General features: G+C 39.6%; 17 protein-coding genes. 11 read left to right on the top strand and 6 right to left on the bottom strand.

Annotated features, from left to right (window positions below; genetic code table 11):
- The 3 genes from EV194_RS11810 to EV194_RS11820 form a co-directional block, all read left to right on the top strand.
- The coding region (locus tag EV194_RS11810) for an Ig-like domain-containing protein (RefSeq protein ID WP_165921878.1) at window positions 1-5,219 on the top strand (5,219 nt) is incomplete at its 5' end.
- A gap of 6 nt (window positions 5,220-5,225) precedes the next feature.
- Window positions 5,226-6,158: a PorP/SprF family type IX secretion system membrane protein gene (locus EV194_RS11815; RefSeq protein WP_132434247.1), complete on the top strand. Its 933-nt coding sequence runs from the start codon at window positions 5,226-5,228 to the stop codon at window positions 6,156-6,158.
- 1 nt (window position 6,159) lies between these two features.
- Window positions 6,160-7,683 (top strand): PD40 domain-containing protein, encoded by a 1,524-nt coding sequence (locus EV194_RS11820; RefSeq protein WP_132434248.1) that lies wholly within the window; start codon window positions 6,160-6,162, stop codon window positions 7,681-7,683.
- Window positions 7,684-7,712: 29 nt separating this feature from the next.
- On the opposite strand, the gene EV194_RS11825 is transcribed toward EV194_RS11820, so the two are convergent.
- Window positions 7,713-8,090, bottom strand: a complete 378-nt coding sequence (locus EV194_RS11825; protein WP_132434249.1) for a DUF3127 domain-containing protein — start codon at window positions 8,088-8,090, stop codon at window positions 7,713-7,715.
- A gap of 11 nt (window positions 8,091-8,101) precedes the next feature.
- Window positions 8,102-8,560, bottom strand: coding sequence for a peptidylprolyl isomerase (locus EV194_RS11830; RefSeq protein ID WP_132434250.1), 459 nt, complete (start codon window positions 8,558-8,560; stop codon window positions 8,102-8,104).
- Window positions 8,561-9,050: 490 nt separating this feature from the next.
- Here EV194_RS11830 and EV194_RS11835 point away from each other — a divergent pair, with 490 nt between their 5' ends.
- The gene (locus EV194_RS11835) at window positions 9,051-9,611 is read left to right on the top strand and encodes a hypothetical protein (RefSeq protein WP_132434251.1); all 561 of its coding nucleotides are present in this window, start codon (window positions 9,051-9,053) and stop codon (window positions 9,609-9,611) included.
- On the opposite strand, the gene EV194_RS11840 is transcribed toward EV194_RS11835, so the two are convergent.
- On the bottom strand, window positions 9,608-10,324 hold the full coding sequence (locus tag EV194_RS11840) for a GntR family transcriptional regulator (RefSeq protein WP_132434252.1): 717 nt from the start codon (window positions 10,322-10,324) through the stop codon (window positions 9,608-9,610). The genes EV194_RS11835 and EV194_RS11840 overlap by 4 nt on opposite strands.
- Before the next feature lie 309 nt (window positions 10,325-10,633).
- Here EV194_RS11840 and EV194_RS11845 point away from each other — a divergent pair, with 309 nt between their 5' ends.
- The 5 genes from EV194_RS11845 to EV194_RS17150 all read left to right on the top strand — a co-directional run bounded on the left by EV194_RS11845 (window position 10,634) and on the right by EV194_RS17150 (window position 14,994).
- Window positions 10,634-11,299, top strand: a complete 666-nt coding sequence (locus EV194_RS11845) for a transaldolase family protein (RefSeq protein ID WP_132434253.1) — start codon at window positions 10,634-10,636, stop codon at window positions 11,297-11,299.
- Window positions 11,300-11,362: 63 nt separating this feature from the next.
- Window positions 11,363-12,808 carry an MATE family efflux transporter gene (locus EV194_RS11850; RefSeq protein ID WP_132434254.1) on the top strand — a complete coding sequence of 482 codons (1,446 nt, stop codon included), beginning with the start codon at window positions 11,363-11,365 and terminating at the stop codon, window positions 12,806-12,808.
- Window positions 12,809-12,833: 25 nt separating this feature from the next.
- The gene (gene mnmD, locus EV194_RS11855; RefSeq protein ID WP_132434255.1) at window positions 12,834-13,490 is read left to right on the top strand and encodes a tRNA (5-methylaminomethyl-2-thiouridine)(34)-methyltransferase MnmD; all 657 of its coding nucleotides are present in this window, start codon (window positions 12,834-12,836) and stop codon (window positions 13,488-13,490) included.
- A 63-nt stretch (window positions 13,491-13,553) separates the two neighbouring features.
- Window positions 13,554-14,141 carry an FKBP-type peptidyl-prolyl cis-trans isomerase gene (locus EV194_RS11860; RefSeq protein WP_132434256.1) on the top strand — a complete coding sequence of 196 codons (588 nt, stop codon included), beginning with the start codon at window positions 13,554-13,556 and terminating at the stop codon, window positions 14,139-14,141.
- 28 nt (window positions 14,142-14,169) lie between these two features.
- Window positions 14,170-14,994 (top strand): FKBP-type peptidyl-prolyl cis-trans isomerase, encoded by an 825-nt coding sequence (locus tag EV194_RS17150; RefSeq protein ID WP_165921879.1) that lies wholly within the window; start codon window positions 14,170-14,172, stop codon window positions 14,992-14,994.
- Between the two features lie 73 nt (window positions 14,995-15,067).
- On the opposite strand, the gene EV194_RS11870 is transcribed toward EV194_RS17150, so the two are convergent.
- Window positions 15,068-15,658, bottom strand: a complete 591-nt coding sequence (locus EV194_RS11870; protein ID WP_132434257.1) for a plasmid pRiA4b ORF-3 family protein — start codon at window positions 15,656-15,658, stop codon at window positions 15,068-15,070.
- 222 nt (window positions 15,659-15,880) lie between these two features.
- Here EV194_RS11870 and EV194_RS11875 point away from each other — a divergent pair, with 222 nt between their 5' ends.
- Entirely contained in the window at window positions 15,881-17,434 is a 1,554-nt protein-coding gene (locus EV194_RS11875) for a PepSY-associated TM helix domain-containing protein (RefSeq protein WP_132434258.1), read from the top strand.
- Between the two features lie 74 nt (window positions 17,435-17,508).
- Entirely contained in the window at window positions 17,509-17,865 is a 357-nt protein-coding gene (locus EV194_RS11880; RefSeq protein ID WP_132434259.1) for an RNA recognition motif domain-containing protein, read from the top strand.
- 105 nt (window positions 17,866-17,970) lie between these two features.
- Here EV194_RS11880 and EV194_RS11885 read toward each other — a convergent pair whose 3' ends face one another.
- The gene (locus tag EV194_RS11885; protein WP_132434260.1) at window positions 17,971-18,867 is read right to left on the bottom strand and encodes a cation diffusion facilitator family transporter; all 897 of its coding nucleotides are present in this window, start codon (window positions 18,865-18,867) and stop codon (window positions 17,971-17,973) included.
- A gap of 11 nt (window positions 18,868-18,878) precedes the next feature.
- On the bottom strand, window positions 18,879-19,325 hold the full coding sequence (locus EV194_RS11890; RefSeq protein ID WP_132434261.1) for a copper resistance protein NlpE: 447 nt from the start codon (window positions 19,323-19,325) through the stop codon (window positions 18,879-18,881).
- Window positions 19,326-19,354 lie beyond the last annotated feature (29 nt).

Below are 19,354 nucleotides of genomic sequence, written 5' to 3' on the forward strand. Positions count from 1 at the left end.
CAGCAACTACCGTAGTCGGGAATGATGTGATCTGGAATATTGGTAGTTTGGCAAATGGAGCTACTCAATCTCTGGATATTACCGCTACTGTTCTGGCATCTGGTGATTACGACAACACGGCAAATGTTTCTTCAACCACTGATGACCCAAATAGCACCAACGATTCAGACAGCCAGTCGGTAACGCCAAATCCGGTTGCCGATTTGAGCATCAATAAAACAGTGAACAACCAAACGCCAAACGTGGGGTCAAACGTGGTCTTCACAATTACTGTGACCAACAATGGACCAAGTGATGCAACCGGCGTAGAAGTTATCGATAATCTTCCTTCAGGATACACTTACGTAGAGGACGATGATGATGCAGCAACTACAGTAGTCGGGAATAATGTAACCTGGAATATTGGTAGTTTGGCAAATGGCGATTCTCAAATTCTGAAAATTACTGCAAAAGTAAGTGAACCTACAGGAACCAACAATGAGTATTTAAACTCAGCATTAGTTAATGGTGATGAGTATGATCCGGACACCGAAAACAACAATGCTCAAATAAATATCACTCCCCAATATAATGCCACAATAACCCTTGAAAAAACCGGAACATACAGCGATAATACAGAAAACGGGATGCATTACGCCGGTGACTTAATGACATATAGTTTCAAAATTACGAATAATGGCAATGTTACACTTTATAGCATTGTTTTAAAGGATGAAATGTTGAATCTTGAAGAGGCATTGGCAGCACCTTTGGCTCCCAATACGCAAATTAATATTGAAGACAAAACATATACCATCACTCAAAATGACATTGAGAACGGCTCCATATTCAATACTGCAACAGTAACAGCAGAGATATGGAATGGAGATGAAGTGACTGCTGATGATTCACATGAAAAAAATATCGATCAGGTAACAGAGTTGCATATTTCAATTGAAAACATAAGCCCCTCTTCAACATATTCATCAGTAGGTGAAGATATTATTTTTAAAACAACCGTTTCAAACACAGGAAACCTGATAGTTGAAAATGTAAACATTACCGATCAACTTACAGGGCTAAATGAGACGGTGACAATCAATCCGGGCACAAGTGCTGAATTTACAAGAACCTTTACTGTAAATCAAACTCATATCAATAACGGTTCGGTTACTAACGAAGTAAATGCCGAATATGCATCTTCTGTTATTAGTGATGTGATTACAGTAAATGCAACGCAAACGCCACAGCTAACCGTAACAAAAACTGCAACTCCAAAAATTTTTAGCGAAATTGGCGAAATTATAGAATACAGTATCACTGTAGCAAATTCAGGAAATGTAATCCTTGAAAACATTACAGTAGAAGATGAAAATACCGGATTGAGTAGCAATATTACCTCTTTAAATCCCGGATCAAATAATCAATTCCAGACTTCATATACCATTACAGCCGATGATTTGGATAGAAGTTATTTTACCAATATTGCAAAAGCTTCTTTCGAATTTAATAGTGTTCATTACGAATTCTCAGATACCGAGACAGTCTCGGCAAATATTGCTGATTTAACCTTAACAAAATCGGTTGATGATAACGAACCTTTTGTCGGCGATGAAATCGTTTTCACTCTTACTGTTACCAACCATGGCCCCGATATGGCTACCGAAGTGGTTGTAACCGATATCTTGCCCAATGGGTTTGAGCACATTGAGAATCAACCCACCAAAGGCACTTATAATGTTGGAACAGGCCAATGGGTAACCAATGAACTCGCGGTAAGTGAAACCGTTTCTTTAACAATTACCACACTTGTAAAAGAACCGGGATCAGGAATCCAATTCACTAATAATGCGAAAGTTGAATCCAATCAGTTTGACCCAAACACTGAAGACAATGAGGCTTCTGTTTCGGCACCTGCTCGACAAAGCGAATTGGTTATTAACAAAGAAATTGACAACGATACGCCCTTTGTAAATGATGAAATTACATTTACAATAACCATATACAACCAGGGGCCACATAACGCCACAGGCGTTGATGTGCTTGATATAATCCCGGCAGGTTACAACAACATTTCAAATATCTCTCATGGTGGTTCTTTAAATGAAAACCAAATTTCATGGAACAATCTAAACATTACCAATGGCAATCAGATAGAATTATCCTATACGGCAACGCTTCTTCCTCCATCGGGAATTTTAAATGAATACACCAACATTGCATCCATTACATCGCTTGATCAGTTTGACACCAACCTGAGCAATAATTCCGTCCAATTTACACCAGAGATACAAAACACCCCGCCCGTTGCAAATCCTCATAGCAAAACCATCGCAGAAGACACTGAATTATCTGTCGATTCAGACAACGGATTACTGTCCGACGCGACTGATGCCGATGGAGACCCATTAAACGTTGTCAGTTTCAGAATAAGCGGAACTACATATAATGTAAATACCACCATCACATTTAACGAGGGAATCATAAGAATTAATCAGGATGGTAGTTTTGTTTATATGCCAAAGTTAAACTATTGGGGAAACGTCCCAACCATTTATTACACCATCTCTGATGGAAAGGATACCACAGAAAGTACTCTTAACATAGAGGTTACACCGGTAAACGATCCACCTGTGGCCAATAATAACTATCTCTTTACGGCAGAAAACACGCCTGTTAATATAGATGTACTTGCAAACGACCATGACGATGCGGATTATCCATATGGAGGAATCGACCCAAGTTCACTCCGCATTATTCAACAACCCGAAAATGGCATGTTAACGATACTGGATAATAATACCATTAACTTCACCCCTCGGTTTGGTTTCTTTGGAAGAGATACTGCGGTTTATGAAATATGTGACTTGGGATATCCGCTCCCACCTGAATGCAGTACAGCCAAAATAATCATTGAAGTAGCCAGACTTTCACCACTGGCAGTAGATGACTATGCCGAGCTGGATGAAGACACCAGCGTGGAAATTGACATTCTGGCTAACGACATAGATCCCTTTATCAATCCACAAACAGTAGTCATTGTTGTTCAACCAAAACACGGCACAGCCACCTATTTGGGTAATGGAATTGTTCGATACACTCCAAATCCTAACTATAATGGAACAGACTTCTTCACTTATACGGTTAGAAATCTGGCTAACCTAATAAGCAATGAAGCACGGGTGGACATAACAATTCACCCCGTTCCCGATCCACCGGTTGCTGTTAACGGTTGGTATACAACCAAAGAGAACGTGGCCGCCATAATACCTATCTACGAATTGGTTTCAGACCCCGATGATGACATTGATTTTGAAACAATTGAAATCATTACACCTCCCATCCACGGGAACCTTTCACCTGGAACCGAAGAAGGAACCTTGATATACACACCCGACACCGGATTCTCTGGTGATGATTCATTCCAATTCAGAATTTCTGATCTTACTGATCTGCAAAGCAATATTGCAACCGTTACAATTCAGGTTTCCGATCAGGCTCCAACAGCGAATGACGTTGAAATAACAATTGATGAAGATGAAACGGTAGTCATTGATGTTCTCTTCAATGATACAGATCCTCAGGATAACATTGATCCTTCCACAGTAACCATTACCATAGAGCCATTGCATGGACAGGCAACAACAAACCCAGACGGCACAGTTACATACATTCCCGATGAGAACTACTTTGGTCTGGATAGTTTTTATTACCGGGTATGTGATGAAACCAATTATTGTGATGAAGCCAAGGTAACCATTACCATCAATCCGGTAAATGACCCGCCTGTGGCCAATGATAACGAGGCTACCCTGAAACAAAACACATCCACCTTAGTGGATGTGCTGAGCAACGATTATGATGTAGACAACACCATAGATGAACTGACTCTATCAATCTCTGTCGCTCCTCAATATGGAACGGCTGAAATTAGTACAACTCCACGGGGGATTATTTACACACCAAATCCGGGCTATTTTGGAACCGATCAGTTTATCTACCGTCTTACTGATCCGGAGGGACTGTGGGATGAGGCAACTGTTTACCTGACCATTACTTGGGTAAATTCACCACCCGAGCCCCAGGATAACCATTTCGGTCCTGTTCGTGAAGAAGGAATGCTTCTTAATGTTCTGGAAAATGACATCGATCCTGATGACAACATTGATCCATCCACTGTAACAATCGTTGTTCAACCACAACACGGGAACATCACTGTCAACAGCGATGGAAGCATATTCTTTTTACCTGAAGAAGGATACATTGGCAGCGACTCATTTGTTTATTCGGTTTGTGATACCGAGGGTGCTTGTGGAGATGCCACCGTAACCCTGGATATCATTGCAGGAAATGAGCCTCCCGTGGCATTTGACGTTTACATCGAACTGGATGAAGACACCCAGGCAACATTTAATCCCCTTGATAACGACACAGACCCAAATGATAATATAGATCCTGGATCACTGATCATCATAGCTCAACCTCAACACGGAGTTGTTGACATCATAGATGGAAACGGAACCGTCATTTATACCCCCGATCCGGATTACTTTGGTGCAGATCAGTTCACCTATAGAATCTGTGACGATGGCATGCCGGTATTATGCGATGAAGCTACCGTTTTCTTTACCATACATCCGGTTAACGATGCGCCACGTCCACAACCCAATTCAATTAGCATTTTTGATGGCGCAACTGCCACCATCAATGTGTTGGAAAACGATTTTGAACCTGAAGGAGAAGAGATGACCGTTTTTCTCATTTCTAATTCTGTAACGCCATACGGAGAAGCAACGTTGTCTGCCGATGGAACCTTTACCTATACTGCATTTGCCGGATCATTCTTCCGGAATGATACCATTTACTATCGCAATTGCGATCCGCATAATGCATGCACAGATTCATACGTTGCCATAACCATTTTGCCCACTGATCAATCAGGAGACGGTATTCCTGACAACCTAAGAGTCCCAGCGGCCTTCTCTCCGAATGACGAAAGAAATAAGTATTGGAGCATCCATGGTCTTGAGGAACTCGAAGAGGCAGGAAAGCCCGGAGAAATCTTTATTTATAATCGCTGGGGCGGCCTGGTTTTCCACGAGAACCCATTTAAAAACAGATGGGATGGTCGAGCCTCCAGCAATGTAATCGGAAATCGGGAACTTCCGGAAGGCGTTTATTACTACATCCTGGATTTAAACGGAAAAGTGTTTAAAGGAAGCATTTATATAAAAAGATAAAATAAAATGGAATTAAAATTCAACCAGATATTTTCCGGATTACTTTTTCTGATGTTGCTTCTTACGAGCAACATCAAAAGCCAGCATGATCCAATGCTGACACAATACATGTTTAATCCGCTGATATTAAATCCTGCGTATGCAGGAACCAATGGCGTATTAACAGCCATGGCCATGTCAAGGTACCAATGGGTAGGTTTTGAAGATGCACCATCAACCTATACTTTTTCAATGCATACACCGGTGGTTTCAAGAAATTTTGGAACAGGATTCTCAATCATACACGACCAGATAGGACCGGTTAAGAACACCAATGCGTGGCTGGATTATTCTTATCAGGTATATCTTACAGACGACACCCGGATGTCTTTGGGGCTTAAAGGAGGATTTAGTTTTTATCAAAAAGACTTAAGCAGATATGCCAATGATATCGATATTACAGATGGTTATACCGATAGTAAATTCCTGCCCAATTTTGGCTTTGGAGTGCATGTATATAATCACAGATATTACGTTGGAATGGCTGCACCCCGCTTAATTGAAAACAGCATGAGTGAAACCGATTCCAATGAGTCAACTTTCATATCCAGAGAAAACAGGCTATATTTGCTCATGGCTGGTTATGCTTATCCCCTTAACAATGAACTGGTTTTACGGCCATCATTCATGTTGCGTGCAACAGAATCAGCACCTTTTAACCTTGATTTGAATATTAATTTATTAATCAGAGACCTTCTTTGGGTTGGACTGCTTTACCGTACCGACAATGTAATTGGAGGCATGGTCAGATATCAGGTAACACCGCAATTAGGCTTGGGTTACGCATTTGACACAAATTTTGGCGGGGTTTCAACCCACTTTGGCAATACCCATGAAGCAATGATTATCTTTGAATTTGATTTCAGAAAAGAACAAGTGCAAAACCCAAGATATTTCTAGGATGTTAAAATATTTATTAATCATATTGCTCCTTGGCATTTCAGGTTATGCAACCTCTCAAAGCAGGCAACTGCAAAGAGCCGATCAGTTGTATAATAATTTTGATTTCAACAGGGCACTCGACCGTTATTTAAGACTTGAAGAAAGAGGTGAAGCTTTGTTTTATGTAACCAGAAGAATTGCCGATTGTTACCGCCATTTAAACATGCCGGTTTACGCTGCAGAATGGTATTTTAAAGCCATAGATTTTCCGGATGTTGAAGCCGAAACTTATTACCATCTTGGTCAAACACTTCGTATCCTTAAAAGATACGAAGAATCGGATAAGCATTTAGCCAGGTTCCATGAATTAAATCGTACCAGACTGCCAATGAGAGGCTTATCTCCTGAGCAATATCTTCAGGCCATTCATGCCGACTCAGGCAGATTTGAAATATTAACTTTAAATGGCATCAACAGCCAGTATTCAGATTTTGGTCCGGCAATTTGGAACGACTTGCTCGTTTTTTCATCAAACCGTCCCGGACGATCATTCATACGCAGAAGGGATACAAGAAATAACCTTCCGTTTTTTGACTTATATGCAGCACCAATAAAAGATTTAACAACCTTTGGGAGATCTGAACTTTTTCTTCCTTCAATCAAATCCAGTCTTAATGACGGGCCTGTGAGCTTTTCGGCTGATGGCCGAACCATGTACATCACAAGAAATTCTGAATCCACACCCGAGGGGCGAAACGAACTGGATATTCTTATTGCCAGACATCGTGATGATGAATGGGGTAAAGCTCTTCAAACATTGCCACTTAAAATGAAAGGATACTCTATTGCTCACCCTGCCATCTCGCCTGATGACCAACGGCTTTATTTCGCCTCCGATATGCCAGGAGGCTACGGAGGAATGGATATTTATTACAGTGAGCGAAGAGGCGGATTTCTTTCACAGCCTGTCAATTTGGGCCCTCACATCAACACTCCTGGCAATGAGGTATTTCCATATATCGATAAGAACGGACGGTTATTCTTCTCATCAGACGGATTGCCTGGATTGGGAGGTCTGGATATTTTCGTAGCATTACCTGAAGGAACAGGTTTTTCTGAACCATATAATGTCGGGCCGGGCATTAACAGTCCCTATGATGACTTTACCATAGTCTTCACAAATGAAGGTGAAAGTGGCTATTTTGCATCCAACCGAAATGAAAACAATCAAAATGACAATCTTTATGCGTTCAGGTTAGTAAAACCTCTGGAATTCTCTATGATTAAAGGATCCATCATTAATGAATCGACCGGCTCGTATGAAGGTGGAGTATTAATCAACATTACAAGACAAGATGGCGCACCAGTAGCATCTCTGGAGAGTGATGATGATGGAAACTTTTCCATACACCTTCTGTCAGATAAGACCTATCGATTCACGTTCCGAAAAAGACTGATGGAGCCAAAAGAAAGAAGAGTAACCCCATCTGAAATGCAGGGTTACTCTACCATAAATATGAATATCCGGATGAACACCAGATAAAATTTCAAGTGCTTAAAATATTCTAAGTATTAAAAAGGCAGGTCATCTTTTGGTTCAGCCGGTGGAATATCAGTTTCAGCAAACGGAGGTGGTGTCTGAGGTTCTGCAACCTGCCCATCAGAAACTAAATCAATACGCCACGCCTCAAGATTGGTAAAATAATTTACCTTTCCGTCTTTTTCCCACTTTCTACCTCGCAAATTGAATCCAACTTTAATGTTATCTCCCAAATTGTAAGAGTCCAACAAGCCGCATTTATCCTGAGTTAATTGAAATTTGATGAAATCATTCCAATCCTGATTTCTTTCATTTATTACCTCAATTACAAACTCCCTCTTCTTAAAACTAGAAGTTATATCTACTGTATCTTCTTTTACGATAAGACTACCACTGATTTCAAAATTCATTATTTAAACTTTTATGATTCAACAATCTCTATTTTTTCAATGCGGTCGCCAGCCCTAACCTGGTCAATAATATCCAAACCTTCGTATACTTTACCAAAGCAGGTATGATTTCGGTCTAAATGTGCTGTGTTATTGCGGCTGTGACAAATAAAGAATTGAGATCCGCCTGTATCCCTTCCGGCGTGAGCCATACTTAAAACACCACGATCATGGTACTGGTTCTCACCATCCAATTCACATGGTATCTGGTATCCGGGACCACCGGTACCAACACGGGGATTACCGGGCTCTTTACTGAGCGGACATCCACCTTGTATAACAAAATCTGGAATAACTCTATGAAACGTTATTCCGTTATAGAATCCTTCTTCAGCAAGTTTAATAAAGTTTGCAACGGTTCCCGGGGCATCTGTATGGTAAAACTCAACTTTCATTACACCTTTGGAGGTGTGTATTTCTGCTTTTTTCATACTTGTCAATATAGCTAAATTTGTAATTATTGGTAAAAGTAAGCAATAGATATGGCAGCACAAAAACATTACCAAAATACAACAAAAATTTCGTAACCCAAAAATCCATAAAAGGTCTCTCCTTTGCTGAATTAATCATCAAATGATTAATTGTTTTTTTTATCACATAATAATGGGTCGAAAAACTTTTTTGTTTTGCTGATTTGAATACACATATCATATTAGCTAGCATAGGTTTGTTATATAACAGTAGGCGCTTTTGGATTATGGTTAAAACGTTCGTTATCATAAAACGAGATACTGTATTAACAAAAAGCCAAAACTATCGTTTTTTTTTGTTTGCAAAATGTAACCAGAAGCTCTGTTTCTGCGTTAGAAGCAGATATAACCATTCCCATTGCAACCATAAACTGACTCATTTTATGTTGTCTAAACCAACGGTTGTTATCAGAAATCCAATAATTAGTTACATTATTACATTCAAACAAGTATGAGTTTCATTTTGAAAGCAAAGGCGTGGCATATATTCGTTGCCATATTCATTTTTCCGTTTTTTGTTTTGATTTCAGGATTTGTTCTTCCATCCTATTATGTAAGTACGTCTTATCACTTTTTCTCTATACCTGGCTCAATCGTTGTTTCCCAACTATTTTTTTATTTATGGCTCTGGGCTGTAGGCTCAAAACTTCATAAGAGACATAACTTGAACGACTTTTTTAACAATCGTCTGTTTAAATCCCTTATAATAATCCCGGTATTAGTTATTATAATCATTCTGGGATATTGGATATGGGGAGCTTCAATACTCAGTATGGGAAAGTTCTCAATGGCAAACGTACTTTTCGCTGCACTTTGGGTTATCATGCCCATTCAGTTCACCCTCATCATCAGTAAATTTTATTGCTTCTTTTTTGCAGCTAAAGTCATCAAGTGTAGTGAACTTAACAAAAATGTCAAATTTGATGAATTCATTACTGAATTTATTCTGATTATTGTTTTCCCGGTAGGAATTTGGTATTTACAACCCAGAATAAACAAATTACTTAATTAGAATATCCCGTAAATATTATACTCATCAGTATTGCAATATAACATTGAATAAAAGGCAAAACCGATTCGGTTAGTATCCAACTTTCTTTTCATATGTAATACAGGATGACCTTTTTCGACTTGAAGATATTGACATACATTCTCATCTTCCACGCTGATGGCCTTTATAAATTGCTCACCTCCTTTTATTTCAATATTATAGCTTTGCCTTAGTAGATCAAACAGTGATTTATTATCTAGATTTCGGGATGTAAATCTTGGCAGATTTATATTAGGAAGGTATGTAAACTCATAAAAAACTGGAGTATCATTTAATAACCGCAATCTCTCAAAGTAGATGCACCCAACATTTTGCTCATGTTCACTTAGCACAAATGGAAACTCATCTGGCCAATGCTGAACTTTAGGCTTTACGATGGCTTTAGTAATAAGCCGATGGCCACCAATTGCAGTAGTTGTACCTGTAACAGATAAAATCCCAATACCTTTAGGTAGCTTATGAACTACACTTCCCAACCCCTGATGTTTCTTAATAAACCCCTCATGTAAGAGCATATCAAGAGATTTTCGAACAGTAGGGCGGGTAAGATTATGCAATATACAAAGGTCATTTTCAGATGGTAACAGATCTCCTTCCTTATAGAAACCATCTACTATTTGCTTCCTTAAACTCTCATATAACTTTCGATATTGCGGTTGATCATTTAATCCCATGCTTAAAGATTAACTAATGATTAGATTTAAAAATAGCACTTATTGTTAAACTTTTAGATTCAAACATTAAGGAACAAATATAATCTTAATTTTAAGAATTAACAGGTTAACGTCATTTAGTTTAACCCTATCAAATATCAATAACTATTGAATCATCAATGATTTATCCTGATTTCTGTAGAAAATTCGGCATCATATCGAGATATGAAACTAAAACAAGATTCTCCTTAAACTGTTTACAAAAAGAAAAAACATTGTATTTTAGTTCTACGAAAAAGCATTTATTAAAACGAATCTAATATCCAATCTATGATCTTTTTAGCCGACAGCGCCAACATTGAGGAATTGGAAAAACTTTTTGACTACTTTCCTTTGGAAGGTGTCACCACCTCCCCTGCATCCATTGCTAACGAAAAACGTCCTATTTCGAAATTACTACCTGATTTAGCATCGCTGATCGGAGATAAAATGTTGCATGTACATCTCATAAGCAACAATGCCGAACGCATGTTGGATGAAGCTGTAAAGTACCGTGAATATATGGGTGAGAACGTGAATTTTTACGCCACCATTCCGGTAACCAAAGAAGGGTACAGAGCCATCCCTCTGCTCAAGAGAAAAGGGATAAAAGTAACAGCAACTGCAGTCTATACCCATTTGCAAGCCATAGCAGCAGCCCGTGCTGGTGTCAATTTTGTAGCACCATTAATCAGCAGGTTCGATAATATCTCATCACATGGAATTGAAGTAGTTCAAAATATTGTAAAAAGTATCACCGACTATAAAATGCCCACCAAAGTACTGGGAACCAGCTTTAAGACCGTCGATCAGGTACACAGGGTAACGCTTACAGGTTGCTACTCGGCTACGGTGAGCTATGAGATACTGGAGAAACTTATCAGCCACCCCCTCACAGATATGATTACAAAGGAAGCAATACTTGAGGGAAAAAATTTTTATGATATTAGTTTTTAATCTGACTTGCTGATTAAGAACATCAGGTTTTTCACACTCTCTTTTTGTTAACTTTGCGCTCAAATGAACAATCGCATAGCAGATTTAACAAAAGGAGCTATTTTGCCACACCTTTTCAGGTTGGCAGTTCCAACCATTGGGTCATCATTTATGCAGATGACTTACAATCTTACTGACCTACTGTGGTTAGGACGAGTTGGCGAAGATGCCGTTGCTGCCGTTGGTGCAGCAGGATTTTACATCTGGTTTGGCTTTTCCGTGCTCCTTATTACCCGAATTGGTGCTGAAATAGGCGTTTCACAATCTCTGGGACGAAAAGAGACCGGCACAGCTCTACAGTTCATACGCCATTCTTTATTCTGGGCAATTATCATCACGCTAATATATGCCTTTTGTACCTGGTTGTTTGCTTCAGAATTGATCCATTTTTTTGGAATTCCATCACAATCGGTTAACGAGCAGGGAGCAACTTATTTGAGGATTGTCTCCCTCGGATTTATCTTCACCTTTGTAAATCCAACATTCGCTGGGATTTATAACGGAATGGGGAACAGTAAAGCACCTTTTTGGTACATGACATCAGGGGTGATTCTAAACCTCATTGTTGATCCGGTTTTAATCTTCGGCTTATGGTTCTTCCCGGAAATGGGTGTGAAAGGAGCAGCATGGGCAACATTCATTTCTCAGGGGTTGGTATTTGTAATTTTCGTATACCGCTTTGTTATTATACAGGAGATGATAAAACTGAACCTCTCCCATTTCAGACTTAACCGCCAAATTTCAAAGCGCATTTTCAAACTCGGAATTCCGGTGGCCTCCGAAAGTGCCCTTTTTGCATTTTTTGCGATGATCATTGCAAGAATGGTTGCCGGTTACGGATCAGTGGCCATAGCTGTCCAAAGCATTGGAGGTCAAATTGAGGCCATTTCATGGATGACCTCATCCGGATTTGCAACTGCACTTGGCAGTTTTACAGGACAAAATTTTGGTGCCAATAAATGGGATCGCATAAAAAAAGGATATTTCCTCACCATGATTATTGGAACCGTTCTTGGACTTATGGTTACAGCTTTGTTTCTCTTCATGGGAAAATCAATATTCTCAGTTTTTCTGGATGACCCACATGCGCAAAAACTCGGAGCCACATACCTCTTCATTCTTGCCGTTTCGCAAGTGTTTATGATTACAGAAATCACTACAAGGGGTGCATTTAACGGCTTGGGACGAACTCTACCTCCATCATTGATTGGGATTCTATTTACGGGATTAAGATTACCGGCGGCATGGCTGGTAATTACATACACGTCACTTGAATTGTATGGAATTTGGTGGACCATCTCTCTGACATCGGTGTTAAAAGGGATTGTGCTTCCATTATGGTTTATAAATGCCATGAGAAACAAACCATATAAAATTCCGAAACCATCAGACCATAAACAGGTATTTTTAATACCTTCACGTTTGCGACAGCAAATAATAATACGAAGAATATTCAGAAACAAACTCTGATCAATACATTCATCTTCTGCAATTTATGAACATTGAAATAAAAATAACATCGGACGGCAGCTCAACATTATACCGGCCTGACCTAAACGAACACTATCATTCAATAAACGGAGCCATAACCGAATCTATGCATGTCTTTATTGGTGCCGGGCTGAATAATTGTCACTCAAATCCCGTTCATATTCTGGAAATGGGATTTGGAACCGGTCTAAATGCACTCTTAACCCTCATGAACAAAAAAAACCAAACCATCGTTTATCATGCAGTGGAAAAATATCCGGTTGATGAAAAAATTACAGAATCGGTAAACTACCCTGATCTGTTGAATTCATCAATGGCAAAACCTCTTTATCGTCAACTTCATTCAGCACCTTGGAACATTAGTACGTCCATTTCTGATACTTTTATTTTAAAAAAGATAGAGGGAGATATTCATACATATGAGACTGACATTTTATACAATCTCGTATATTTTGACGCCTTTGCTCCAGATATACAGCCTGAGCTGTGGACAAAAGATCTGTTCTCAAAAATTTGGAAGATGATGGATACAAAAGGGATTTTGACTACCTATTGTGCAAAAGGAGATGTACGTAGAAATATGCAGTCGGCAGGTTTTGAAGTTGAACGTTTGGCCGGACCTCCGGGCAAACGTGAAATGCTGAGGGCTACAAAGCCATAAAATCAGAATCAAAAAAATATTGTATCTTTCGCTGATTTTGAAATTCACACAAAACAATTTAAAATGGATAAAGTAAGTTATGCTTTGGGTATGAACATTGCCCACAATCTCTCATCAAATGGGATGGGAAGTGTTAATTATGATGATTTTCTAAGCGGATTTAAAGCCGTTATGGAAAAGGAGAATGCAGCAATGGACGGAAACGAAGCTAACCAGGTACTAAATGCTCATTTTTCAGCCTTGGAAGCTGAAAAACAGAAAGTCAACAAACAAGCAGGAGAAGACTTTCTTGCAGAGAATGCCAAACGAGAAGGGGTAATCACTCTAAAAAGCGGATTACAATATGAAGTGGTACAGGATGGAAATGGAAAAACTCCTTCAGCTACCGATCAGGTAAAATGTCATTATCATGGAACACTGATTGACGGAACCGTGTTCGATAGCAGTGTTCAACGTGGTGAACCTGCTGTGTTCCCAGTTAATGGAGTAATCCAGGGATGGGTTGAAGCACTTCAAATGATGAAAGAAGGTTCAAAATGGCGATTGTATGTACCATCTTCACTTGCATACGGGAGTCGGGGTGCAGGAGGGGCAATAGGACCTGACACAACTCTGATTTTTGATGTGGAACTGATTGGAATCGAAAAATAATAATATGTCTAACCTTATAAGTCTTACTATGAAACGATTAGTCTTTTTTACTTTTGTATCAGCCATGATTATACTATCCTCCGGTTGCAACCGGAGAGTACCCGGATCAGGCAGAGTTGAAATGAAAAATTCGATAGACAGTGCAAGTTATGCTTTGGGCTTTAGGGAAGCAAACCATTTTAAACAGCAAATAGCCCCTTTAGCTTTTGAAGGAATTGACCATAAAGAGATGGCCAAACTTTTTAGCGATTTAGCTGTGAAAAAAGCCTTCAGTGAAAGATTATCATCAATATTTGATGGTTTTAACGAAGAAATTTTCCGTACAGCGTTTATAAATGAACTGGCCTACGAATTTTCATATTTTGATGACATCACAGCAGAGATCTATTTACAACAATTAATAAACAAATTAAACAGCGACAAAGAAAATAAGAGCAGAGAAATGGCCAAAAAAGGAATTTATCCGGATAATGAATCCGGGAAAGCTTTCCTTGAAGAGAATGCCAAAAGACCTGAGGTTTCCGTCACCAACAGCGGCTTGCAGTTTGAGATTATTCGCGATGGCGATGGCCCCATACCTCAAGCATCTGACCGAATCAAATGCCATTACCACGGGACTCTTGTCAATGGGAAAGTTTTTGACAGTTCTGTAGAGCGTGGAGAACCTATTGTTTTCGGAGTAAGACAAGTGATTGCAGGCTGGACTGAAGCTTTACAAATGATGCCTGTGGGATCAAAATGGAGGCTGTATGTTCCATCATATCTTGCCTATGGTGAAAATGGTGCGGGTGACAGAATCGGTCCAAACGAAACTCTTATTTTTGAAGTAGAGCTTCTTGAAATTGTAAAATAATATCAATAGAAAATCAATAAAAAAGCTGTAAGCAATATGCTTACAGCTTTTTTTATATTGTATTGACTGAGAATTATTCCATCCCTGGCAAACAGCCAAAATCATCATCCATCAATAAATCATTGACCAATTCCCGATCGAATTCTTCCGGTTCCCACTCTTCATCAAGCCACTCCAACAACATCTCCCTGTCGGGATGGCCGGGATGGTTAAAAATCTTCATCATCTCCTGATATCCGGGAGGACCTCCGCAATCTTCGGGTGGGCAGTTTCTGGCTCCGTCAATACAGATTGGATAGTAAACATCGGCATCGGGTTCTAAAATCTCCTCCAAAATGATTTCATGCATCCAGTAATCACCAAAATCGTACAGATAGCGAATGGTTTCTCCATTTTTTTTCAGAATATCCATGACCCGTATGCTGGTATAATCCATGAACTTATCAGACCTGCTTTCCGGTTCATCATCTGCGAAACCAAAAATACGGCCGTTTTTCATAAACTGGTGCAAGTGGCCGTTTTCCCATCCCATAGTAGTCTGAATAACCTTATGAAAATCGTGAAGAAACAGATCTGAAGGAATTCTCAATTCCCGCCAAACGGTTGGCTCTATGCCATTCAGGGTGATTTTTACCTGGTAAATTTTTGGTACTTGTAACATCATTCTCGTAAATCCTAAAGTGATGCAAAGTTAACCATTTAATTCACTTATTAATAATTGTGATGCATAGTTTTAATTTTGAAGAGAGAGGATAAAAAGGAAACTCATCATAGCGATCTCCTACAAGATTTTCTCTTGACGACAAAGTTTTAGAATTTATTAAAAGACATGCTTGTCTTTTAATAATGGATTACTATTTTTGTAGTGAACTGTAAAAATACCCCGATGGAACATATAAAAACGAAAACAACAAAATCGAGATGGTTAAAGACCATGAGAAAGTATCACAAATGGCCCGGTATCGTCATCACCATTTTCATTCTCTTTTTTGCTACATCGGGAATTATTCTGAATCACAGAAACTGGTTTTCATCGGTTGATATAAATAGGAGCTATTTACCGCCAGATTACAGACTGACCAACTGGAACTTCGCTTCAATAAAGGGAGCAGTCCATATAACAACCAGTGATATGGTAGTTTATGGCAACATTGGAGCCTGGCTAACCAACAACGAAATGGAATATTTCATTGATCTGAATGATGGTTTTCCCAAAGGTATTGACAGTAGAAAAGTTGAAGCCATGCTCTACACCGATGATGGAAATTTGTTAGCAGGCACCCTGTTCGGACTGTACCTGTTTAACGGCGAATTCTGGGACAAAATTGAAATTCCTACAATCGAGAAAAGAATTACCGACTTAATTGAACACCAAAATCAGATACATATCCTCACCCGATCGCACCTGCTGATCACAGATGATCTGAAGAGTTTTGAAATCATCACACTCCCCGAATTTGCAGACGATGATAATAAGGTATCGCTATTCCGAACCCTCTGGACCCTTCACAGCGGAGAAATGTTTGGAGAATGGGGAAAAATAGTAGTTGATATACTTGGACTGGGTTTGATATTTTTAGGAATTTCTGGGATTTTGCACTGGCTATTCCCAAAATGGATAAAGCGCAGAAAGAGAAAAAACGGTGCCATACAATCATTGAAATCAGGGATGAAAACCAATCTGAAATGGCACAACAAAATAGGTTACATATTAGCCATATTTCTTATATTCACAACAATTACCGGAATGTTCCTGCGCCCGCCCCTGCTTATAACTATAGCACAGTCGAGGGTAGCAAAAATCCCGTTCTCAAAACTCGATAAACCAAATCCCTGGTACGACAAATTGCGACGTATTGCGTGGGACGATTTAAACAACAAATATCTTGTGTCCACCTCGGAAGGATTTTTTCATTTCGATGCATACTTTTCAGAATCGGCCAATTATATTCAGCACCAACCACCCGTGAGCGTTATGGGCTGTACAGTTTTAGAACCCTACACATCAATCCCGGGAGTATGGCTGGTAGGCTCGTTTTCCGGACTCTTTCAGTGGGACATGCAAAGCAACACGATACATAACGTGATTACCAGGCGTCCGGTGATGTCAACTGCCCGAATGGGCCCTCCCATATCGTCTAATCTTATATCAGGCTACATACGGACCAACAGGGCAGAATACCTGGTTGAATACAGTCGCGGTATGGAAGTTCTATCAGGACATGCCGCTTCAGTTCCCTCTATGCCGGCTGGAGTTAAAAATGCAACGCCTTTTTCACTTTGGAATCTGGCACTTGAAGTTCATACGGGCCGAATTTTTAACCATCTGATAGGTTCATGGTATATACTCTACATCCCACTTGCAGGAATAACTCTTCTATTAGTAATCATTAGCGGATTCGTTATTTGGTGGTTGGCTCACCGAAAAAAAAGAAAATAGTTTTTCGTAGTATGTTCATTTTCATAAAAAAACCATATCTTTAGATCACGTATTAATTAAATAAATATCTTATAATGAACATTTTCGTTGGCAGTTTGCCATTCCGTTTGGAGGAGGCTGCATTAAAAGAGCTATTTGAAGCTTATGGTGAGGTGGCTTCAGCAAGAATCATTACCGACAAGTTTTCAGGCAGAAGCAGAGGGTTTGGCTTTATAGAAATGCCAGATGATGCAGCTGCTCAAAAAGCAATTGACGAATTAAATGGTTCCGAAGTTGAAGGTCGCGCCATCGTTGTGAACAAATCAGAAGAGAGAAAAGATTCTGACAGAAAACGTTCCTTTGGGAATCGTGGAGGACACGGAAACAACCGTAACGACCGTCGTGGAGGTGGTGGATATAACCGGGAATCCGGTGGCAGAAGCAACTACTAACAAGATCTGAAGAAATTTAAAAGCTGTCTCCTTGAGACAGCTTTTTTCTATTTGTTGACAAGCTTGTAAAATTCAGATTTCCCTGCACGAAAAAATCTTAATGCATTATTCGCATATATCACAAATTTCATCCTCAAACTCCAATGCAATGGTAGGATGGTGAATTCCAAAATCTTTAACCTTTGAGTTGGCTAAACTTCGCATCTGAATCAGTTGCTCAATGGTGGAGCCATGCTCCACCACCAAATGCAAACTCAACACGTGATAATTGCCATCCATTGTCCAAGTGTGAATGTCGTGTACCTCCTTTACTCCACTTATGGTCAGCAGTTGCGCCTCAAGTTTTGCAGCATCAAAATTATCGGGAACCGATTGTAAAAAGACACGCAGAATGCTTCTGAGATTTTTAAATACATTAAACAGAATATAAGCAGCAACCACCAAAGATAAAATCGGATCAATCCAATACCACCCGGTTAATTTAATGATGATGCTTCCGATCAATATGGCAAACCAACCAAATACATCTTCCATGAGGTGCAACATCACTGCACGATTGTTTAAGGAAGCATTCCCGCCGCGAAGCCGCAAAACGGCAATTCCATTAAAAACGATACCTAAAACTGCCAACCACATCATGCCCATTGCTAAAACGGGTTGCGGAGCAATAAGACGGGGAATGGCTTCATAAATTATAATCACACTACCCACCAATAAAATAAGACTGGTAAGAAGTGCTCCTAAAGTAGAAAAGCGTTTATAACCATAGGAATATTTGCTGTCGCGCTTTTTTGTGGCTACTTTTTCGAGCCACAAGGCGCTGCCTATGGCCACGGTATCGCCCAAATCATGAATGGCATCGGAAATAATGGCCATTGAATTGGTGTAAACACCTCCAATAAACTCGATGATGGTAAATGAAAAATTTAATACGAAGGCAACCTTTAACCGCTTGCGTACTCCGGGATCTTTCTTCTCTTTAGTATGGTGATGATGCCCCATCTCGATGAATTTTAATCGGCTTGTTTAATCAGTCTATATTTATCGGCCAATGAACCTTCTATGCGTTGACCGTCCATATCCAGTTGCAAAAGAAAACCTTCACCAACAAAATAGATTGTTGTGAAATCGTTGCCTTCGTCGATTATAATTTTAGAGCCGGAAGAATCCCACTCAAAGGTTCCGTGACTTAAAAAAGGATCGACATCTTTTCCAACATAAGTTCTGCTTAAGCTAAAAGTGTGATCAGGATGGATTTCCAGAGTTGTTTCAATCCCTTCACAACTGGAACAGGGCAAAACACCATAATAGACACCATCCCAGTCTAATGCTATTTGTGAAGTATGCATATCGGGGGCTTCGGCCATTGTTCCTGTTGAATGCTGTTTATCTTTTCCACCGGAATTAAAACATCCGCTAAAAACAAAAGCAGCAACTAAAATAAAACAATAGTATTTCATCTGTTTATAATTTCATTTACTTCTGATTG

It is taken from the genome of Natronoflexus pectinivorans, assembly GCF_004345615.1.
Taxonomy (GTDB): domain Bacteria; phylum Bacteroidota; class Bacteroidia; order Bacteroidales; family Marinilabiliaceae; genus Natronoflexus; species Natronoflexus pectinivorans.

What these genes read in the sequence shown, in the direction of transcription:
- EV194_RS17150 (WP_165921879.1), top strand. Translation starts at nt 14,170, where the DNA reads ATGAAACGATTAGTCTTTTTTACTTTTGTATCAGCCATGATTATACTA.
- EV194_RS11890 (WP_132434261.1), bottom strand. Translation starts at nt 19,325, where the DNA reads ATGAAATACTATTGTTTTATTTTAGTTGCTGCTTTTGTTTTTAGCGGA.
- EV194_RS11880 (WP_132434259.1), top strand. Translation starts at nt 17,509, where the DNA reads ATGAACATTTTCGTTGGCAGTTTGCCATTCCGTTTGGAGGAGGCTGCA.
- EV194_RS11860 (WP_132434256.1), top strand. Translation starts at nt 13,554, where the DNA reads ATGGATAAAGTAAGTTATGCTTTGGGTATGAACATTGCCCACAATCTC.
- mnmD (WP_132434255.1), top strand. Translation starts at nt 12,834, where the DNA reads ATGAACATTGAAATAAAAATAACATCGGACGGCAGCTCAACATTATAC.
- EV194_RS11845 (WP_132434253.1), top strand. Translation starts at nt 10,634, where the DNA reads ATGATCTTTTTAGCCGACAGCGCCAACATTGAGGAATTGGAAAAACTT.
- EV194_RS11870 (WP_132434257.1), bottom strand. Translation starts at nt 15,658, where the DNA reads ATGATGTTACAAGTACCAAAAATTTACCAGGTAAAAATCACCCTGAAT.
- EV194_RS11875 (WP_132434258.1), top strand. Translation starts at nt 15,881, where the DNA reads ATGGAACATATAAAAACGAAAACAACAAAATCGAGATGGTTAAAGACC.
- EV194_RS11825 (WP_132434249.1), bottom strand. Translation starts at nt 8,090, where the DNA reads ATGAATTTTGAAATCAGTGGTAGTCTTATCGTAAAAGAAGATACAGTA.
- EV194_RS11840 (WP_132434252.1), bottom strand. Translation starts at nt 10,324, where the DNA reads ATGGGATTAAATGATCAACCGCAATATCGAAAGTTATATGAGAGTTTA.
- EV194_RS11820 (WP_132434248.1), top strand. Translation starts at nt 6,160, where the DNA reads ATGTTAAAATATTTATTAATCATATTGCTCCTTGGCATTTCAGGTTAT.
- EV194_RS11830 (WP_132434250.1), bottom strand. Translation starts at nt 8,560, where the DNA reads ATGAAAAAAGCAGAAATACACACCTCCAAAGGTGTAATGAAAGTTGAG.
- EV194_RS11835 (WP_132434251.1), top strand. Translation starts at nt 9,051, where the DNA reads ATGAGTTTCATTTTGAAAGCAAAGGCGTGGCATATATTCGTTGCCATA.
- EV194_RS11850 (WP_132434254.1), top strand. Translation starts at nt 11,363, where the DNA reads ATGAACAATCGCATAGCAGATTTAACAAAAGGAGCTATTTTGCCACAC.
- EV194_RS11815 (WP_132434247.1), top strand. Translation starts at nt 5,226, where the DNA reads ATGGAATTAAAATTCAACCAGATATTTTCCGGATTACTTTTTCTGATG.
- EV194_RS11885 (WP_132434260.1), bottom strand. Translation starts at nt 18,867, where the DNA reads ATGGGGCATCATCACCATACTAAAGAGAAGAAAGATCCCGGAGTACGC.